This is a genomic window from Auraticoccus cholistanensis, from assembly GCF_009742705.1.
Classification (GTDB): Bacteria; Actinomycetota; Actinomycetes; order Propionibacteriales; family Propionibacteriaceae; genus Auraticoccus; species Auraticoccus cholistanensis.
This window is the reverse complement of the sequence record NZ_WPCU01000004.1, coordinates 545,567-561,985: the sequence shown is the minus strand read 5'-3', so window position 1 is coordinate 561,985 and position 16,419 is coordinate 545,567. Positions and strand designations below refer to the sequence as shown.

The 16,419-nt window shown below is 74.3% G+C and carries 14 protein-coding genes; 3 read left to right on the top strand and 11 right to left on the bottom strand.

The window, feature by feature from the left end; translation table 11 throughout:
* From GC722_RS17630 to GC722_RS05035, 5 genes are all read right to left on the bottom strand, one after another.
* Positions 1–1,455 (bottom strand): extracellular solute-binding protein (locus GC722_RS17630; RefSeq protein WP_197429806.1); only part of this gene is annotated, 1,455 nt, incomplete at its 3' end.
* 27 nt (positions 1,456–1,482) lie between these two features.
* Complete coding sequence (locus GC722_RS05050) at positions 1,483–2,214, bottom strand: YesL family protein (protein WP_156608469.1); 732 nt, start codon at positions 2,212–2,214, stop codon at positions 1,483–1,485.
* Positions 2,215–2,385: 171 nt separating this feature from the next.
* Positions 2,386–3,036: a DUF1961 family protein gene (locus tag GC722_RS05045; protein ID WP_156608468.1), complete on the bottom strand. Its 651-nt coding sequence runs from the start codon at positions 3,034–3,036 to the stop codon at positions 2,386–2,388.
* Between the two features lie 100 nt (positions 3,037–3,136).
* Positions 3,137–3,775, bottom strand: a complete 639-nt coding sequence (locus tag GC722_RS05040) for an alpha/beta hydrolase (protein WP_156608466.1) — start codon at positions 3,773–3,775, stop codon at positions 3,137–3,139.
* Complete coding sequence (locus GC722_RS05035) at positions 3,754–4,128, bottom strand: DnaJ family domain-containing protein (RefSeq protein WP_156608464.1); 375 nt, start codon at positions 4,126–4,128, stop codon at positions 3,754–3,756. Before GC722_RS05035 ends, GC722_RS05040 begins: the two co-directional genes overlap by 22 nt.
* Positions 4,129–4,245: 117 nt before the next feature.
* On the opposite strand from GC722_RS05035, the gene GC722_RS05030 reads away from it, so the two are divergent.
* Positions 4,246–5,811 carry an alkaline phosphatase D family protein gene (locus tag GC722_RS05030; protein ID WP_156608463.1) on the top strand — a complete coding sequence of 522 codons (1,566 nt, stop codon included), beginning with the start codon at positions 4,246–4,248 and terminating at the stop codon, positions 5,809–5,811.
* A gap of 3 nt (positions 5,812–5,814) precedes the next feature.
* Here the strand turns inward: GC722_RS05030 and GC722_RS05025 are convergent, their stop codons facing one another.
* The 3 genes from GC722_RS05025 to GC722_RS05015 all read right to left on the bottom strand — a co-directional run bounded on the left by GC722_RS05025 (position 5,815) and on the right by GC722_RS05015 (position 9,897).
* Positions 5,815–6,789, bottom strand: a complete 975-nt coding sequence (locus GC722_RS05025; protein WP_156608461.1) for an ABC transporter permease subunit — start codon at positions 6,787–6,789, stop codon at positions 5,815–5,817.
* Entirely contained in the window at positions 6,786–7,814 is a 1,029-nt protein-coding gene (locus tag GC722_RS05020; protein ID WP_156608459.1) for an ABC transporter ATP-binding protein, read from the bottom strand. Before GC722_RS05020 ends, GC722_RS05025 begins: the two co-directional genes overlap by 4 nt.
* Positions 7,815–7,905: 91 nt before the next feature.
* A complete protein-coding gene (locus tag GC722_RS05015) occupies positions 7,906–9,897 on the bottom strand; it encodes an aldo/keto reductase (protein ID WP_331714394.1) in 1,992 nt (663 codons plus the stop codon).
* 60 nt (positions 9,898–9,957) lie between these two features.
* On the opposite strand from GC722_RS05015, the gene GC722_RS18135 reads away from it, so the two are divergent.
* Positions 9,958–10,941 carry a LacI family DNA-binding transcriptional regulator gene (locus GC722_RS18135; protein WP_331714393.1) on the top strand — a complete coding sequence of 328 codons (984 nt, stop codon included), beginning with the start codon at positions 9,958–9,960 and terminating at the stop codon, positions 10,939–10,941.
* A gap of 48 nt (positions 10,942–10,989) precedes the next feature.
* Positions 10,990–11,619, top strand: a complete 630-nt coding sequence (locus GC722_RS05005) for a hypothetical protein (RefSeq protein ID WP_156608455.1) — start codon at positions 10,990–10,992, stop codon at positions 11,617–11,619.
* A 123-nt stretch (positions 11,620–11,742) separates the two neighbouring features.
* Here the strand turns inward: GC722_RS05005 and GC722_RS05000 are convergent, their stop codons facing one another.
* The 3 genes from GC722_RS05000 to purL all read right to left on the bottom strand — a co-directional run bounded on the left by GC722_RS05000 (position 11,743) and on the right by purL (position 16,194).
* Entirely contained in the window at positions 11,743–12,204 is a 462-nt protein-coding gene (locus GC722_RS05000) for an SRPBCC family protein (protein ID WP_156608453.1), read from the bottom strand.
* On the bottom strand, positions 12,204–13,547 hold the full coding sequence (locus tag GC722_RS04995; RefSeq protein WP_408609290.1) for a dipeptidase: 1,344 nt from the start codon (positions 13,545–13,547) through the stop codon (positions 12,204–12,206). The genes GC722_RS05000 and GC722_RS04995 overlap by 1 nt, the downstream gene beginning before the upstream one ends.
* A gap of 385 nt (positions 13,548–13,932) precedes the next feature.
* Positions 13,933–16,194, bottom strand: coding sequence for a phosphoribosylformylglycinamidine synthase subunit PurL (gene purL / locus GC722_RS04990; RefSeq protein WP_331714392.1), 2,262 nt, complete (start codon positions 16,192–16,194; stop codon positions 13,933–13,935).
* Positions 16,195–16,419: the final 225 nt, after the last annotated feature.

Here is a 16,419-nt window from a genome sequence, read left to right as displayed (position 1 = left end):
GATCTGGCCGGCGATGAACTTGATCCGGGCGTCGGCGATGATGACGTCCAGCACCGCACCCTGGGTGCTGGCGGTCGGGGACACCAGCGCGGCGGCCGGGTTGTAGACGGCCGTCTCCATGTCGCGGGCCCGCAGCATGTCGCGGCGGTCGTAGGCCTCCTTGGCCGCGGCGCTCTCCGGCTCGGCCTGGTAGGCCAGGTAGCCGGCGTTGTTGGTGCCGAGCTGGGCGAAGGCCGTCGCGTCGTTGGTGAGCACCTCGGAGTCGGGCCCGTCCAGCGGGCGGCTGTAGGTGCCGTCCACCACGGTGAAGTTCTCGCCCTCGATGCCGTTGTTCATCAGCACCTGGCCTTCCTTGGTGGCCATCTTGTCCAGCACCGCGAGGACGTCGGCCAGCTCCTCCTCGGTGGGCACGCTCTGCTTGGAGATGGCCAGGAAGCCGCTGTAGCCGGCCGACGGGTAGGAGTGGCGCTGGCCGTCGGGGCCGATCAGGTTCCCGGTCTGGGCGACGTAGGAGTAGCCGTTGCCCGGGTCCTCCTGCTCGAACAGCTTGGTGAGCACGAAGACGCGGGAGTCGACGTCGATGATGATGCCGCCCTGGCCGTTGAAGAAGGGCTCGTTCCACTTCGCGCTGTCCAGCGTGGCGAAGTCGGCGTTGATCAGGCCCTCCTCGCGCATCTTGCGGATGAAGCGGTCGGCCTCGAGGTGCTCCTCGGTGTCGAAGCCGGGCACCAGCCGGCCGTCCCGCTCGCCCCAGGCGTTGGGGGCGCCGAACCAGGTCTCCAGCAGGTCGTAGGGGCTGGAGGTGGCGTAGCCGCCGGGCCACTTCGGGATGATGAGGCCGGTGCTCTCCTTGCCGCCCGGACGCTCCTCCTTGAAGGCCTTGGCGACCTCGTACAGGTCGTCGACGGTCTCCGGGGCCTGCAGCCCGAGCTTCTCGAGCCAGTCCGCCCGCACGATCGTGGTGGCGCGCATCTGGTCCCGCGAGCGGAAGATGCCGTAGCTGGTGCCGTTGACGGTGGCGGCCTTGGCGATCTCGGGGTTCTCGGCCACCAGGTTGGGGTAGCTGCCGAGCTTGTCGGTCAGGTCCCAGAAGGCGCCGGCCTGCGCCGACTGCACGAACGAGGGCACCTTGCCCTGCACGACCATGACCTCGGGCAGGTCGTCGGAGGCGAGGGTGACGTTGGTGCGGTCGCCGTAGTTGGAGTTGGGCACCCAGGTGATGTCGAGCTTCTTGCCGACCAGCGCCTCGATGGCCTTCTGCAGCTTGCCCTCGGGGTCGGGGGTCTGGCTCTCCAGCACCGGGGCCATGATCTTGAGCGTGCCGAGGTCCTCGGCGTCACCGCCGGCGGCACCGCCGCCGCACCCGGTGGCTGCCACCCCGACCGCGGCCAGCGACCCGGCGAGGAACGTCCGTCGGCCCAGCACGGGACCGAAGCTCGAACGGGCTGTGGTCATCATTTCTCCATCTCTGTCGAGGATGCTTCAGCGCATCCGCAGGGGGTCCGAGGGAAGGCCGAGGGCCCGCTCGTCAGGGGTGGGGGTGGGGTCGTCGGGGTCGGCCAGGCGCGCCTCGTTCTCGGCGAAGAAGCGCAGCGCCAGCCACGTGCTCAGGTAGAGCCAGGCGCCCACCGACACCGCCGGCAGCAGCGGCGGCAGGCGGTAGGACAGGTAGCCGAGCACCGCCAGCACGAACAGCTGCAGGACGCTCGGGATCGGCTTGGCCAGGGTGAACCGCAGGGCGGTCAGCAGGAAGCGGCGGCGGGGCATGTCGTAGTGGACGTACATGCCGGGCAGCCAGCAGCCGACCGTCACCACCAGCAGCAGCGCCGCCAGGGTGGCCAGCCGCGGCGCGCTGGCCGCGGGTCCGGCGGCGGAGTAGGCGACGTAGTTCCACCCCAGCACCACCAGCAGCAGCAGCTGCGGCAGCAGCGCCAGGTTGGCCCCGACCAGCTCGGCGCGCCAGGTGCGGGCGAAGGTCGACACCGGGCGGTGCAGCCGTCCGGCGGTCCGCTCGCGGACGCAGTGGGCGGCGGCCACGGTGGCCGGCGCGATCCCCAGCACGACCGCCCCCAGCAGGGTGAAGGCCAGCCACAGCACGTTCAGCAGGGCCATCACGGCGACGGTGGAGCAGACCGCGTGCAGACGGAGGGTCCAGTGCTCCGCCGAGGGCGCGACGTCGTCGCGGCTCGGCGATGCAAGCGCTTTCTCAGACATCCGGCGTCTGCCTCCTCGTCGAGGTGGGAACTCGGACACCGTAGGTTTGAAACGACTCAATGTCAACGTTGGAAGGTCGGGGTCCGCACCCGGAGGGCTGCCGGGCGCCCAGCTCCGCCCCCGCCGGCGGGCCGACCTGCCGACCGGCGCACGGCCGGCCGGGGGGCGGCCTCAGAGCGGGCGGACCACCAGGTCGGCGTACTCGGCCACCAGCGGCGCCATCTGCCGGAACCCGATCTTGCCGCCCCGCAGCGGCGGGCCGTAGGTGCCGTCGTCGGTCCAGTCCAGCACCGTCAGGCCGTCGACGTCGAAGCGGGTCCGGGCTCCCTCCAGCCGCAGCCGGAGCCGGTAGGGCCCGTCCGCGTCGGCCACGCCGGGGATCGGGTCGGCTCCCTGGGCCACCAGGTGGAAGCCGGAGCTGCGGCGCAGGTTGCAGGTGTGGAAGCGTCGCTCGTCCGGCCACCGGCGGCGGAAGTAGGACAGGTGGTAGGTGTCGAGGTCGCTGGAGTGGTACTGCTCGTACGGTCCCGTGCGCGGCGCCAGCGAGGGGTCGAGGACGTCGCGGTCGCCGTGGCCGCGGGCGGCGAAGAACAGGATCGCCAGCCCCGGCTCGACCAGCGGCCAGAAGCTCCAGCTGATCTCCACGTCCGGGCCCAGCTCCTCGGGGCACCAGAGCACGATGTTGGCGTTCTGCCCCTCCTCCGCCGACCGGCCGCTCTCCAGCCGCAGCCGCCCGCGCGGGAACGTCATCCGGCCGTCGCCTTCCATCCGGAACCCGCGCAGCGCCTCGGGTCCGTCCAGGGGGTTGCTGTAGCTGGTCATGTCGTCCTCCGGGTCGTGGCCGGTGCGTCAGCCTAGGAGGTCCGCCCGCCCGTGCGGAAACTGGTTGCGAACGCCGTCCGGGGACCGGTCCCAGACCTCCTCACCCGTCGTCCCCGACCACTTTCCCCGGACCCGGCAGCAGGTGCAGGACGGCCTCGGTCGCCAGCCGCTGCCAGGTCCGGCGCCGGCGCAGCATGAGGTGGCCGCAGCCGGCGAGCACCTGGCGTCGCACGGGGGTGCCGTGGGCGGCCAGGTAGAGCGCCATCCGGTGGCTGAGCCGGGGCGGGGTCACCAGGTCGCGGGCGCCGTGCACCACCACGGTGGGCGTGCCCACCAGCCCGGGCTCGTCCTCGGGCCACCAGGGGGCCAGCGCCACCAGCCCCACCGCCGGCACCTCCGCGGCCAGCCGGGCCGCCGTCCGCGCGCCCATCGAGTAGCCCAGCAGCACCAGCCGGACGTCCGGCCAGCGCCGCCGCACCTCGGCCGCCGCACGGCGGGCGTCCTCCACCGCCGGCAGCTCGGGCTCGTTCCAGCCCCGGACGCGGTTGCGCACCTGCACCGTCACCACCCCGACGCCGGCGAGCCGGCGCTCCAGGGCGCGGGCCAGCAGCCGGTTCTGCTGCACCGGCGGGTACCACCAGCGGACCTGCATCCGTCCCCGCGGCCACCCCCCGTGGCACATCAGCACCACCGCGGCCGGCGGCGGACCCGCGCCGGTCAACGGCGCCGGGAGCGCCACTCGGCGAGCGTCTGCTCGACGTCGAGCGGACGGATGTAGACCGGCGGGCCCTGCACGGCCCGGCGGTGGGAGTGCCGGATCCGGGCGTTGAGGTCCTCCACCTGCTCCCGGGCCTCGGCCTCGGTGCGGGCGTCGGCCAGCAGCTCCTGGATCCGCTCCTTCTCACGGCGCAGGCTCAGCGTGGTGGGCAGGGCGCCGCTCAGGTCTTCCTTCTCGAGCTTGCGGCGGATCCACCAGTCGTCACCGCCCCGGTCCAGCCCCTCGATCGGCTTGCCGGCGCCGGGCAGGCCGTCGAACTCGCCGCGCTCGGTCGCCTCGCGGATCTGCCGGTCGATCCAGTTCTCGAAGGTCATGACGCCTCCTCGTGTCGTGCCGCAGCCCCACCCTAGGCACTCCCCCGCGCGGGCCCGTTCGCCCGGCGTTCACCGGCTGGTCCTCAGCCGCTCGCCTCCGCGGGATATCCCTCGACCATGACCTCCACCCCGCTCCCCCGTCGCAGCTTCGTGGTCGGCGCCGGCGCCGCCGCCGCGGCCGGCCTCGGTCTGAGCGCCGCTCCGCCGGCCAGCGCCCGGCGCGGCCGGGGCTACCCCTTCACGCTGGGCATCGCCTCCGGTGACCCGGAGCCCACCGCGGTGGTGCTGTGGACCCGGCTGGCGCCGGAGCCCTTCGCCGAGGACGGCGGCATGGGCGGCGCCCGCCGCGTGCCCGTGCGCTGGCGGGTGGCCACCGACGAGGGGATGCGCCGGGTGGTGCGCCAGGGCACCGCCACCGCCCGCATCGAGCACGCCCACAGCGTCCACGTGGACGTCTGCGGGCTGCAGCCGGGCCGCGAGTACTGGTACCAGTTCAGCGCCGACCGGGAGCTCTCGCCGGTGGGCCGGACCCGCACCGCCCCCGACCCGCGCTCCTCGCCCCGGCAGCTGAGGATCGCCTCGATCTCGTGCCAGAAGTACGAGGACGGCTTCTTCACCTCCTTGCCGCACCTGGTGCAGGACGACCCCGACCTGGTGCTCCACCTGGGCGACTACGTCTACGAGTACGCCATCGGCGCGGTGGCCGCCGGGCGCGGCACCCCCGTCCCGGAGGTCGCCCGGCCGGCCCCGCGGACGCTGCAGCAGTGGCGGGCCCGGCACGCGCTGTACAAGTCCGACCCGGACCTGCAGGCCGCCCACGCCCGGCTGCCGTTCGTGCTGACCTGGGACGACCACGAGTACGCCAACGACTACGCCGGCGGCTGGGAGGACGAGCAGCACGGCGGCGTGCCGGCGGCCCGGGCAGCCGCCTACCAGGCCTACTGGGAGCACCAGCCGCTGCGCTCCTCGGCGCTGCTGGCCCGGGACCGGGTGCGCATCTACCGGCGGCTGCACTGGGGCGACCTGGCCCAGCTCGACGTCCTCGACGGGCGCCAGTACCGCGACGCCCCGCCCTGCGGCTGGGGCGAGGCTCAGGCCTGCGAGGCCGCCTACGACCCGTCGATCACCATGCTGGGCCGCGAGCAGGAGTCCTGGCTCGCCGCCGGCCTGGCCGCCAGCACGGCGAGGTGGAACGTCCTGGGCAACAACGTGATGGTGTCCCGGCTCGACCACGACGGCGACCTGGGCGACCTGCTGTGGCACGACGCCTGGGACGGCTTCCCCGCCGCCCGCAGCCGGCTGCTCGAGCAGGTCGTCGGCAACGACCTGCGCAACACGGTGTTCCTCACCGGCGACTGGCACTCCACCTTCGTCAACGACATCCACCGCGACCCCGACACCCCCGGCAGCGAGCTGGTGGCGACGGAGTTCGTGGGCACCTCGGTCACCACCAACGGCGACGGCGAGGTGTACGGGCCCTACTACGGGCCGATGATCCGCCACAACCCGCACATCCGCTTCTTCGACGGCGACCGTCGCGGCTACCAGCGCCACACCGTCACCGAGGACGGGTGGCGCACCGACCTGGTGGTGGTGGACACCGTCACCGCGCCCACCTCGGCCGCCTCGGTGCTGGGCTCGTACGTGGTCGAGGACGGGCGTCCGGGGGCCGTCGAGGCCTGAGGCTCAGGTGACGTCGCGACGGCGGAAGACCAGCAGCGAGACGCCGACCAGCACCGCCAGCAGCACCGCCCAGTAGGCCAGCCCGTGGGCCAGGCCCAGGTGGGCCTCGTGGTACACGTACTCGATGCCCTCGGCGGTGGTGCGCTGCTCGGTCACGTAGTAGTCGTAGCCGTCGCGCAGCACCGCCTCCAGGTTGGCCTCGGGCAGCCAGGGGGTCAGCTGCTGCACCCACCCGTAGCCGCCGAGCGCCAGCCGGACGACGGCCAGGAAGCCGTAGCCCAGCACGGCGCCGAGCGCGGCGATGGTGTGCCGTCCCAGGCACGCCACCGTGAACCCGACGACGGTCAGCGCCAGCACCACCAGCAGGCTCCGCGCGGCGGTGGCCCAGACGTCCTGCGGGCCGACGACCGCCGCGCCCACCGCGCGGGCCAGCAGCAGGTGGGCCGTCACCAGCAGCGCCTGCAGCGCGGCGGCCGCGACCAGCACCCACAGCACGACGGCCACCAGCTTGGCCAGGTACACCGGCACCCGGCGCGGGACGAAGGTGAGCCAGCTGCCCAGGGCCCCGGTGCTGGTCTCGGCGCCGATCGAGCTGGCCGCGACCAGCAGCGCGCCGAAGCCCAGCAGGTAGCTGGAGGCGGTGAGCGCGATCCCGGCGGCCTGGCTGAAGTCGGCCGGGGTCGGCACGTACATGTCGGGGGTCGGCCGGCCCAGCTCGTACTGGGCGGCGCACTCCTCCTCCGAGAGGCCCTCGAACTCGACGCACTCGGCGATGATCTGCTCCCGCGACTCCTCCCAGTAGCCCAGGCTCTCCTGGTAGTAGCGCTCACCCTCGGCCACCTGCTCGCTGGTGGGCGGCTGCATCAGCTGCCAGCCGATCAGCGAGAGCCCGGCCAGCGCCAGCAGCAGCGCCAGCGCGGTGAGCCAGGTGATCCGGCGCATCCGGACGCGGTTCAGCTCCGCCCGCAGCAGCCTCATCGCCGCACCTCCCCGGCGTCGGCCCGGCGGGCGCCGGGCGGCTCGTGCTGGGCGCTGCCGAGGTGGTCCTGGGCGGTGACCTCGAGGAAGTAGGACTCCAGGTCGCTCTGCACCGGCGTCAGCTCGTGCAGCCACAGCCCGGCTTCCGCGAGCACCCGGGTCACCTCGGCCGCCGGCAGCGCGCCGTGCTCACCGGCCCGGACCAGCAGCGCCCCGTCGGCGGTGGTCTCGACCTGCTGACCGCGCGAGCGCAGCAGCTCCGCGGCCCGCGCAGGCTCGCCCACCCCCACCCGCAGCACGCCGCGGCCGGCGCCGCGGAGCAGGTCGCGGACGGTGCCCTCGGCCAGCAGCCGGCCGCGTCCGACGATGGAGACGGTGTCGGCCACCTGCTGGACCTCGCCGAGCAGGTGGCTGGAGACCAGCACCGTGCGGCCCCGGTCGGCGAGGTCGCGCATGGTGGCCCGGACCTCGTGGATGCCCGCCGGGTCCAGGCCGTTGGTGGGCTCGTCGAAGATCAGCAGGTCCGGGGACTTGAGCAGGGTGGCGGCCACGGCCAGCCGCTGCTTCATGCCGAGGGAGTAGCTGCGGAACCGGTCCCGGGAGCGGCCGGCGAGGCCCACCTCCTCGAGCACGGCGTCCACCCGGGACGGCGGGAGCCCGATCCCCTGGGCGAGCAGGCTGAGGTTCTGCCGGCCGGTGAAGGCGGGGAAGAACCGCGGCTGCTCGACGATCGCGCCGATGCGGTGCACCACCTGCGGCAGCTGGCGCGGGACCTCGTGGCCGAAGACCGTGGCGGTGCCCCGGTCGGGGCGGACCAGCCCCAGCAGCATCCGGATGGTGGTGGTCTTGCCGGCCCCGTTGGGCCCCAGGAAGCCGTGCACCCCGCCGCGCGGCACCCTCATGTCGAGCCCGGCCACCGCGACCTGGATGCCGCGGCGGGTGCGGTAGGTCTTGCGCAGCCCCTGCACCACCACGGCCGGGCCGTCCTCCTCCAGGGCTCGACGCGGTCGTGGCGTGACGGTCATCGGCGGTCTCTTCCCGGAGCTGGTCAGGTGGGCGACACGCTAGCGGCTCCGGGGTCCGGGATCCGGCCGTCCGCGGGCCGGGGCGCGGGGGTCAGGCCCGCAGGTCCAGCCATCGCACCTGCTGCTCGCTCAGCTCGACCTCCAGCCCGGCCAGCGACGTCCGGGTCTCCTCGATGGTGCGGGGCCCGATCAGCGGGAAGGTCGGGAAGTCCTGGGCCAGCACGTAGGCCAGCGCGACCGCCGTCGGCGCGACGCCCAGCTCGCCGGCGAGCTGGCGGGCCCGCGCCAGCCGCTCGAAGTTCTCGTCGCTGTAGTAGCAGCGCACCAGCTCGGCGTCGGAGGTGTCCTCGCGGTCGGCGCGGGCGAAGAACCCCCGGGCCTGGGACGACCAGGGCAGCAGCGGCGTGCCGGTGCGCTCGAGCCACTCCCGGTCCTGGGGGTCCGTGACGTGCTCGCAGCCCTTCCAGGGGACGTCGTGGGCGCGGGCCAGCCCGAAGTGGTTGCTCAGCACCGCGAACCGCTGCCGGCCGTGCGCGTCCGCCCAGGCGTTGGCCTGCTCGGTGCGGGCGATGGTCCAGTTCGACCCGCCGTAGGCGCGCACCCGGCCCAGCCGGAGCTGCTCGTCCATGGCGTCGACGAACTCCCCCACCGGCACCGAGGGGTCGTCGCGGTGCATCAGGTACAGGTCGACGTGGTCGGTCTGCAGCCGCTCCAGCGACTCCTCCAGCTGGCGGCCGATGGAGGCCGGGTCGCAGTGCGGGGTGTGGGCCCCCTTGCCGATGATCACCACGTCGTCGCGGATGCCGCGGTTGCGCACCCACTGCCCGAGCAGCCGCTCCATCAGCCCGCCGCCGTAGAGCCAGGCGGTGTCGTAGGCGTTGCCGCCGCGCTCGGTGAAGTCGTCGAACATCGCCGAGGCGTGGGAGAGGGAGCGCTGGTTGTCCACGCCCATCACCAGCCGCGACACCGGCTTGTCGATCCCGGGGATGCGACCGTGCCGCATGACGGCGTCGGGTCGGACGGCCAGCGGGCGTCCGCTGGCGGTCGGGACGTCGGCCGTCGGCTGCTCGAAGGGGTAGACGACCCCCACCGCGGCCCGCCAGGCGTCGAGCACGGCGGCGTTGCCGAGGCTGTCGGCCCAGCTCATCTCCGGGCTCTGGCCCAGCGCGACGTCGCGGGCGGCGGCCTCGGCCTGACGGGCGTGGGAGAAGGCCGGCGGGACGCTGATCGTCTCCGGGGCCCGGTCCACCACGGCGAGCTCCAGCTGCGACCCCTCCGTGCTGTCGGGCAGCCACGGGGAGGGCACGGTGAGGCGTCCGCGGGAGCCGTGCACGACCACCCGGTTCTCGTCGGCCAGCCCGGTGCCGCAGCGGACCTGGGCCGTCACCCCGGAGGCGAAGACCAGCGAGGCGGTGGCCCAGCGGTCGACCCCGGTCTCGCCCAGGGTGCCCGAGGCGGTCATCGAGACGGGCTCGGCGACCGTGGTGCCGGCCGCGACGCCGGCCACCAGCCGGGCCATCGAGACCGGGTAGCCGCCGACGTCCAGGATTCCGCCGCCGGCCAGCGCCGGGTCGGCCAGCCGGTGCCCGGGCGGCACGTCGGCGGCGAAGGAGAAGGAGGCCTCGACGTGCTGGATCTCCCCGACCGCGCCGGCGCGCAGCTGCTCCACCAGGGCGGCGGTCTGGGGGTGGAAGCGGTACATGTAGCCCTCGGCCAGGTAGACCCCCCGGCGACGGGCCGCCTCGACCACGACCATCGTGCCGGCGTGGTCGACCGACAGCGGCTTCTCGCAGACGACATGCTTGCCGGCCTCGATGCTGGCCAGGGCCAGCCGCACGTGCTCGGTGTGGACGGTGGCGATGTAGACCGCGTCGACGTCGTCGCGGGCGAGCAGCTCCGGGTAGGAGCCGGCTGCTGCCACCGGCGCCGCGTCGGTGGAGAAGTCGGCGGCGAACGCCCGCGCCCGCTCCGGGTCCCGGCTGGCCACGGCGACGAGCTGGGCCGAGGTCGAGTGGCCGAGGTGCTCGGCGAAGCGTCGGGCGATCCTGCCGGGGCCGATGATGCCCCACCGCAGCTGCGTCACTGGTGTTCCTCCCGTGCGACCGTGAACGTTCACGGACGACGCTAGCAGTAGGCTGCGGCGGTGGGAACACGTGCGGTGACGATCATCGACGTCGCGCGCGAGGCGCAGGTGTCGCGGCAGACCGTGAGCCGCGCCCTCAACGGGCTGCCGGAGGTCAGCGAGAGCACCCGCAGCCGGGTCCTGCAGGCCGCCCGCCGGCTCAACTACCGTCCCAACCGCGCCGCCCAGGACCTGGTCCGCGGCCGGGACGTGACCATCGGGCTGGTGGTCCGCGACCTGCGCAACCCCTACTACCCGCAGCTCGCGTCGGTGCTGAGCCGGCTCGCGGCCGAGCGCGGCTGGGGCGTGGTGCTGTGCGACCTGGGCCGTGACGACGCCGACGCCGAGGCCCGGCTGACCGACCTGCTGCGCCGCGTCGACGCCGTGGTGGGCTCGGTCCCGGCGGGGCTGGCAGGTCGCGGCTCGCTGCCGGTGCCGGTGGTGGCGCTCGACACCGAGCCGGTGGGGCCGGACGAGCCGGCGATCGCCATCGACTACGGCCCTGGCATCGCCGCGGCGCTGGAGCACCTGGTGGCGCGCGGGCGCCGGCGGATCGCCATGGTGGACGCCGACCGCACCCCCTCGCGGCGGCGGCTGCTGTACCGCGCCCACCTGCGCCGGCACGGGCTGGCCTGGGACCCGCGCTGGGAGGTCGTCAGCGAGGACACCCACTCCGGCGGCGTGACGGCGGCGGAGGTGCTGCGGGAGCGGTGCCCCGAGGTCGACGCCGTGCTGGTGTTCAACGACGTGATCGCGGTGGGGGTGCTGAAGGGGCTGACCCGGGCCGGGGTCGCGGTGCCCGGGGAGCTGGCGGTGGTCGGCATCGACGGCCTGGACATCGGCACGCTGGTGACCCCCGAGCTGACCACCGTGGCCATCGACCGCACCGAGCTGGCCCGCCACGCCGTCGAGCTGGTGGCCGCGGCGCTCGGGTCGCCCGCCGATCCTGCCGGTGGCGGACGTCGGGTGCTCGTCCCCACGCTGGTGGTGCGCGAGTCGTCCTGAGCGTCACGCGGGCCCGGCGGCGGCCTGCTGCCCCGCTAGCATCCCGCCGTGCCGACCCTCCGCCGCGCTGCCCGCCTCGACCCCGCCGCCGTGCTGGCGGCGCTGCGGCCGGTGGAGGGCAGCTGGGTGGCCGTGCCGCCGTCCCGGGAGCTGCCCGACCTGCCGGCGGTGGGGCGCTGGGCCGAGGCGCTGGTGGCTGACGTCGAGCCCGGGCGACGGTCCCGGCTGCGGGAGGCCCTCGAGCTCACGGCCGAGCCCGGGACGCGGGAGGAGGACCCCGACCACCCCGAGCTGGTGCAGCTGGACGGCTGGCGGGACACCCCCACCACCGCCTACCTGCAGGTGGTGAACCCCGCGAACCGCCGGCTGCCGGAGCTGACGACGTCGCGCCGGGTGGGCGAGCAGGCCAACACCACGGGGGGACGGATCCGCACCCGGTGGGTCGAGGAGCTGCCCACGCCGGCGGTGCACGAGAGGGAGGTCGATCCCGGCGACCCCACCCTGGGCTGGCTGGCCCGCTCCTCGCTGCTGGTGGAGGTGCGCAGGCCGGGGCTGCTCGCCCTGCGCCGGGTCGCCCGCGTCGACCTCTACGGCGACGAGGCCACCGTGGACGAGCTCACCGCCGGCGCGCTGCGGCGGGTCCACGACCTGCTGCACGGCAGCGGTCCGGGCCGCTGAGCCGGAGGGGACGCGGGCGTGGCGACCGGAGGACGGCCGCGCGTCCTCAGCCCCGGCGGGTCACGGGCACCCGTCCCCGACGGTCAGGTCAGGGCGACGGCGCCCTCCCTCGCCCCGCGACGGCTAGCGCTGCTCCGCGGCGTCGGCCTCGGCGGCGTGCTTGAGCCGCTGCAGGGTGGCCGGGATGCTGCGGCGGTTGCGGCGACGCTGGCCGAGCAGGGCGATGACCACCCGGGCCGGCCAGGGCGAGGTCGTCATGTCGAAGCTCTCGGTGACGCTGGTGCCCCGGCCCTGCGGGACCAGCCGGTAGCGCCAGCGGTGCCCGCCGAAGTGGCGCCAGGCGATCAGCCGGTCCGGCTCGAACTCCACCACCCGGTTGCGGATGCGGTAGGGCAGCCCGAACATCCGCATGTCGACCCCGAACTGCGACCCGGCGGTGAGCCGCTCCGGACCGCGGATGTTGCCGCGCACGGTGCCGGAGCCGTCGATGCGGGCGTGCTGGCGGGGGTCGGTGAGGATGGCGAAGACCACCGACGGCGGCGCGTCGACCAGCACCGACTCCTCGATCACCCGCCCGCGCGCCATCAGCGTGCCAGCCCCGCGAGCAGCAGCACCTCGGCCAGGCAGGCCTTCTCGAGGTCGGGCAGGTGCACCGACTCGTCGATGCCGTGCATGCGGGAGTCGGGGTCGACCACGGCGGTGACCAGCACGGTCGCGTCGGGGAACCGGTTCACGAACTCGGCCACCATCGGGATCGAGCCGCCCTGGCCGATCTCGACCGGCTCGCGCCCCCAGGCCTCGGCGAAGGCGCGACGGGCCACGTCGGCGTGCGGGCCGGTGACCGGGATGGTGGACGGCTGACCGGTGCTGCCGCGCTCGACGCTCACCTGGGCCCCCCACGGCGCCCGCTCCACCAGGTGGGCCACCAGGTGGTCCAGCGCCTGGTCGGCGTCCATGGCCGGCGGCACCCGCAGGCTGATCTTGGCCCGGGCGGTCGGGATCAGGGTGTTGGAGGCCTCGGCGACCGGGGTGGCGTCCAGGGCGATCACGGTGATCGCCGGCTGCGTCCAGAGCCGGCTGACCACCGACCCGGTGCCGATCCACTCGACGCCGTCCAGCAGCCCGGTCTCGGCCCGCAGCCGCTCCTCCGGGTAGTCCAGCTCGGGGCCGTCGCTGCCGACCAGGCCGGCCACGGCGACCGAGCCGTTCTCGTCGTGCAGGGTGGCCAGCAGCCGGCAGAGCGTGGTGAGTGCGTCGGGCACCACGCCGCCGTACTGCCCGGAGTGCAGCGCGTGGTCGAGGGTGGACACCTCGACGACGCAGTCGGCCAGGCCCCGCAGCGTGGTGGTGAAGGCGGGCTCGCCGACGTCCCAGTTGGCGGAGTCGGCGATCACGAAGACGTCGGAGGCGATGGCCTCGCCGTGGGCGTCGAGGGTGGCGGCCAGCGTCGGCGAACCGATCTCCTCCTCACCCTCGACGAAGAGGGTCACGCCCACCGGAGGACGCCCGTCGAAGGCGCGCAGCGCGGCCAGGTGCACCGAGAGCCCGCCCTTGTCGTCGGCGGCGCCTCGGCCGAACAGCCGGCTGCCCCGCTCGGTGGCGGCGAAGGGCTCGCTGGTCCACTGCCCCAGCGGACCGGTGGGCTGGACGTCGTGGTGGGCGTAGAGGCAGACCGTGGGCTGCCCCTCGGGGGCGGGCCAGTGCGCCAGCACGGCCGGCTGACCGCCCTCCTCGGTGACCACCGAGACCTCGGCGGCGCCCAGCTCGCGGGCCAGCTCGGCGACCTTCTCGGCGCTGCGGCGCACGTCCGCGGCCCGGGCCGGGTCGGCGCTCACCGACGGGATGGCGACGAGCTCGGCCAGGTCGGCCCGCACCCGGGGCATCGCCGACTCGACCGCTGCGGACAGGAACTCTCTGGTCAGGCTCACGGCCCGACCATACCGACCGCTCCCCCGCCCCACCCCCACCCCCGATCCGCTGTATGTCGTCGCGGTCACGGTCGGCGTGTCGCGGTGTGTCGCGGTGTTCGGGCGGCACGGCGTACACGTCTGCAGGGATTGCCCGCGCGGACGGCGCCGTCCGAGCACTCCGGGACGCTCCCGGCGCCGCCCACGGCGGGGAGGGCGCGTCCGGGCTCGGGGTGCGGAGGGGTCGCCCCTGAGGACGTGTACGCCGTCGGGTCCGGACACGGGGACACGCCGCGACACGCCGACCGTGACCGCGACGACATACACGCGTGCAGGGCGGGCGGGTCGCGGCGGGCGGGTGGGTCGGGGCGGGCGGGATCCGCTGGGCGGCGGTCCGCCCGCGGGGTCAGAGCCCCAGGGCGGCGGGGATGGGGGCGGCCCAGCGGGCGCGGACCTCGGCCAGCGGCAGCCGGAACCGGTCGACGACCTCGAGGGCGGCCTCGGGCCCGGCGGCGGTGGTGCGGCCCAGCTCGGTCAGCGGCACGTCGTTCTGGGCGGCGAGCTCGCGGAGCTGGTCGTTGCGGTCGGCCGGCAGGGACACCAGCACCCGCCCGGTGCTCTCGGAGAACAGCTGCACGAAGGGGTCCTCCGCCAGCCGCACGGAGGCACCGAAGCCGCGTCGCAGGCAGGACTCCACCAGCGCCTGCGACAGCCCGCCCTCGGAGAGGTCGTGGGCCGAGGTCAGCAGCCCCTGCCGCGAGGCCCGCTGCAGCATCCGCGACAGCCGGATCTCGTGCTGCAGGTCCAGCTGCGGCGGCCGCCCGCCGAGGTGGTCGTGGACGACCTGGGCCCAGGCCGAGCCGGCCAGCTCGTCACGGGTGGTCCCCAGCAGCCAGATCGCCTCCCCCTCGGCGGCGAAGCCCATCGGCACGCGGCGGGTGACGTCGTCGATCACGCCGAGGACGGCGACGGTCGGGGTGGGCAGGATGGGCGTGGTGCCGGTCTGGTTGTAGAGGCTGACGTTGCCGCCGGTGACCGGGGTGCCGAGCTCGGCGCAGCCCTCGACCAGGCCCTCGACGGCCTCGACGAACTGCCACATCACCGCCGGGTCCTCCGGCGAGCCGAAGTTGAGGCAGTCGCTGACCGCGACCGGCTGGGCGCCGGTCACCGAGACGTTGCGGTAGGCCTCGGCCAGCGAGAGCTTGGCGCCCTCGCGCGGGTCGAGCAGCGTGAAGCGGGCGTTGCAGTCGGTGGCCAGCGCGACCCCCAGCTGCGTGCTCTCGTCGATGCGGAGCATGCCGGCGTCCTCCGGCTGGGCCAGCACCGAGTTGCCCCGCACGTAGCGGTCGTACTGGTCGGTGATCCAGGAGCGGTCGCACAGGTTGGGCGAGCCGACCAGCTGCAGCAGCGTGTCGGCCAGCTCCTGGTCGGTCTGCGGCCGGGCCAGCGCGGCGACGTCGCGGCCCTGCAGCTCGTCCATCCACTCCGGCCGCGCGTAGGGGCGCTCGTAGACCGGTCCCTCGTGGGCGACCGTGCGCGGGTCGACGTCGACGACCGTCTCGCCGTGCCAGTCGATGACCAGCCGGCCGGTGTCGGTCACCTCGCCGATGACCGTGGCCTGGACCTCCCACTTGCGGCAGATCTCCAGGAACCGCTCGACGTGGTGCGGCTCCACCACGGCCATCATCCGCTCCTGGGACTCGCTCATCAGGATCTCCTCGGGGCTGAGCGAGGAGTCCCGCAGCGGCACCCGGTCCAGCTCGACGTGCATGCCGCCGTCGCCGGCCGCGGCCAGCTCGGAGGTGGCGCAGGAGATGCCGGCGGCGCCGAAGTCCTGGATGCCGTTGACGACCCCGGCGGCGAACAGCTCCAGGGTGCACTCGATCAGCAGCTTCTCCATGAAGGGGTCGCCGACCTGGACGCTGGGACGCTTGCTGGGCTTGGCGTCGTCGAAGGTCTCCGAGGCCAGGATGGAGGCTCCGCCGATGCCGTCGCCGCCGGTGGCCGCCCCGTAGAGGATGACGGCGTTGCCGGCGCCGGTGGCGTGCGCGGTGTGCAGGTCCTCGTGGCGCAGCACCCCCACGCAGAGCGCGTTGACCAGCGGGTTGCCGAGGTAGGAGGGGTCGAAGACGGTCTCGCCGCCGATGTTGGGCAGGCCGAGGCAGTTGCCGTAGCTGCCGACGCCGGAGACCACGCCGGGCAGCACGCGGGCGGTGTCGGGGGCGTCCAGCGGCCCGAAGCGCAGCGGGTCCATCACGCCGATCGGACGCGCGCCCATCGCCAGGATGTCGCGGACGATGCCGCCGACGCCGGTGGCCGCGCCCTGGTGGGGCTCGACGTAGCTGGGGTGGTTGTGCGACTCGATCTTGAAGGTGACCGCCCAGCCGTCGCCGACGTCGATCACGCCCGCGTTCTCACCGATCCCGGCCAGCAGCCGGCCGGTGGGGGTCTCGTCCCCGAGCACGGCGAACTTGCGCAGGTGCACCTTGGAGGACTTGTAGGAGCAGTGCTCCGACCACATCACCGAGTACATCGCCAGCTCGCACGAGGTGGGCCGCCGGTCGAGGATCTCGCGGATGCGCTCGTACTCGCCGGCCTTGAGGCCGAGCTCGGCCCAGGGCTGCTCGACCTCCGGGGTCGTCGCTGCGTTCGCCACCGTGTCTGCCACGGAAGGGAACCTATCCGTTCCGCGCCGCAGGTTCATGTCCGGACGGGCTGCCGGACGCCCCGGCTGACCCCCGGGGGCTGTACGGTCCGCCCGTGACGCAGCCTCCTCAGCCGATGCAGCAGCCGCCCGTGCCGACCGGGCAGGGCCCCTCCGGCGCCGGCGGGACCATCCGCTTCACCGTCCGGGGCAGCGCGCTGACCAACATGGTGGCGCCGACGGTGACGA

What these genes read in the sequence shown, in the direction of transcription:
- GC722_RS05050 (WP_156608469.1), bottom strand. Translation starts at nt 2,214, where the DNA reads ATGTCTGAGAAAGCGCTTGCATCGCCGAGCCGCGACGACGTCGCGCCC.
- GC722_RS05045 (WP_156608468.1), bottom strand. Translation starts at nt 3,036, where the DNA reads ATGACCAGCTACAGCAACCCCCTGGACGGACCCGAGGCGCTGCGCGGG.
- GC722_RS05035 (WP_156608464.1), bottom strand. Translation starts at nt 4,128, where the DNA reads ATGACCTTCGAGAACTGGATCGACCGGCAGATCCGCGAGGCGACCGAG.
- GC722_RS05030 (WP_156608463.1), top strand. Translation starts at nt 4,246, where the DNA reads ATGACCTCCACCCCGCTCCCCCGTCGCAGCTTCGTGGTCGGCGCCGGC.
- GC722_RS05025 (WP_156608461.1), bottom strand. Translation starts at nt 6,789, where the DNA reads ATGAGGCTGCTGCGGGCGGAGCTGAACCGCGTCCGGATGCGCCGGATC.
- GC722_RS05020 (WP_156608459.1), bottom strand. Translation starts at nt 7,814, where the DNA reads ATGACCGTCACGCCACGACCGCGTCGAGCCCTGGAGGAGGACGGCCCG.
- GC722_RS05000 (WP_156608453.1), bottom strand. Translation starts at nt 12,204, where the DNA reads ATGGCGCGCGGGCGGGTGATCGAGGAGTCGGTGCTGGTCGACGCGCCG.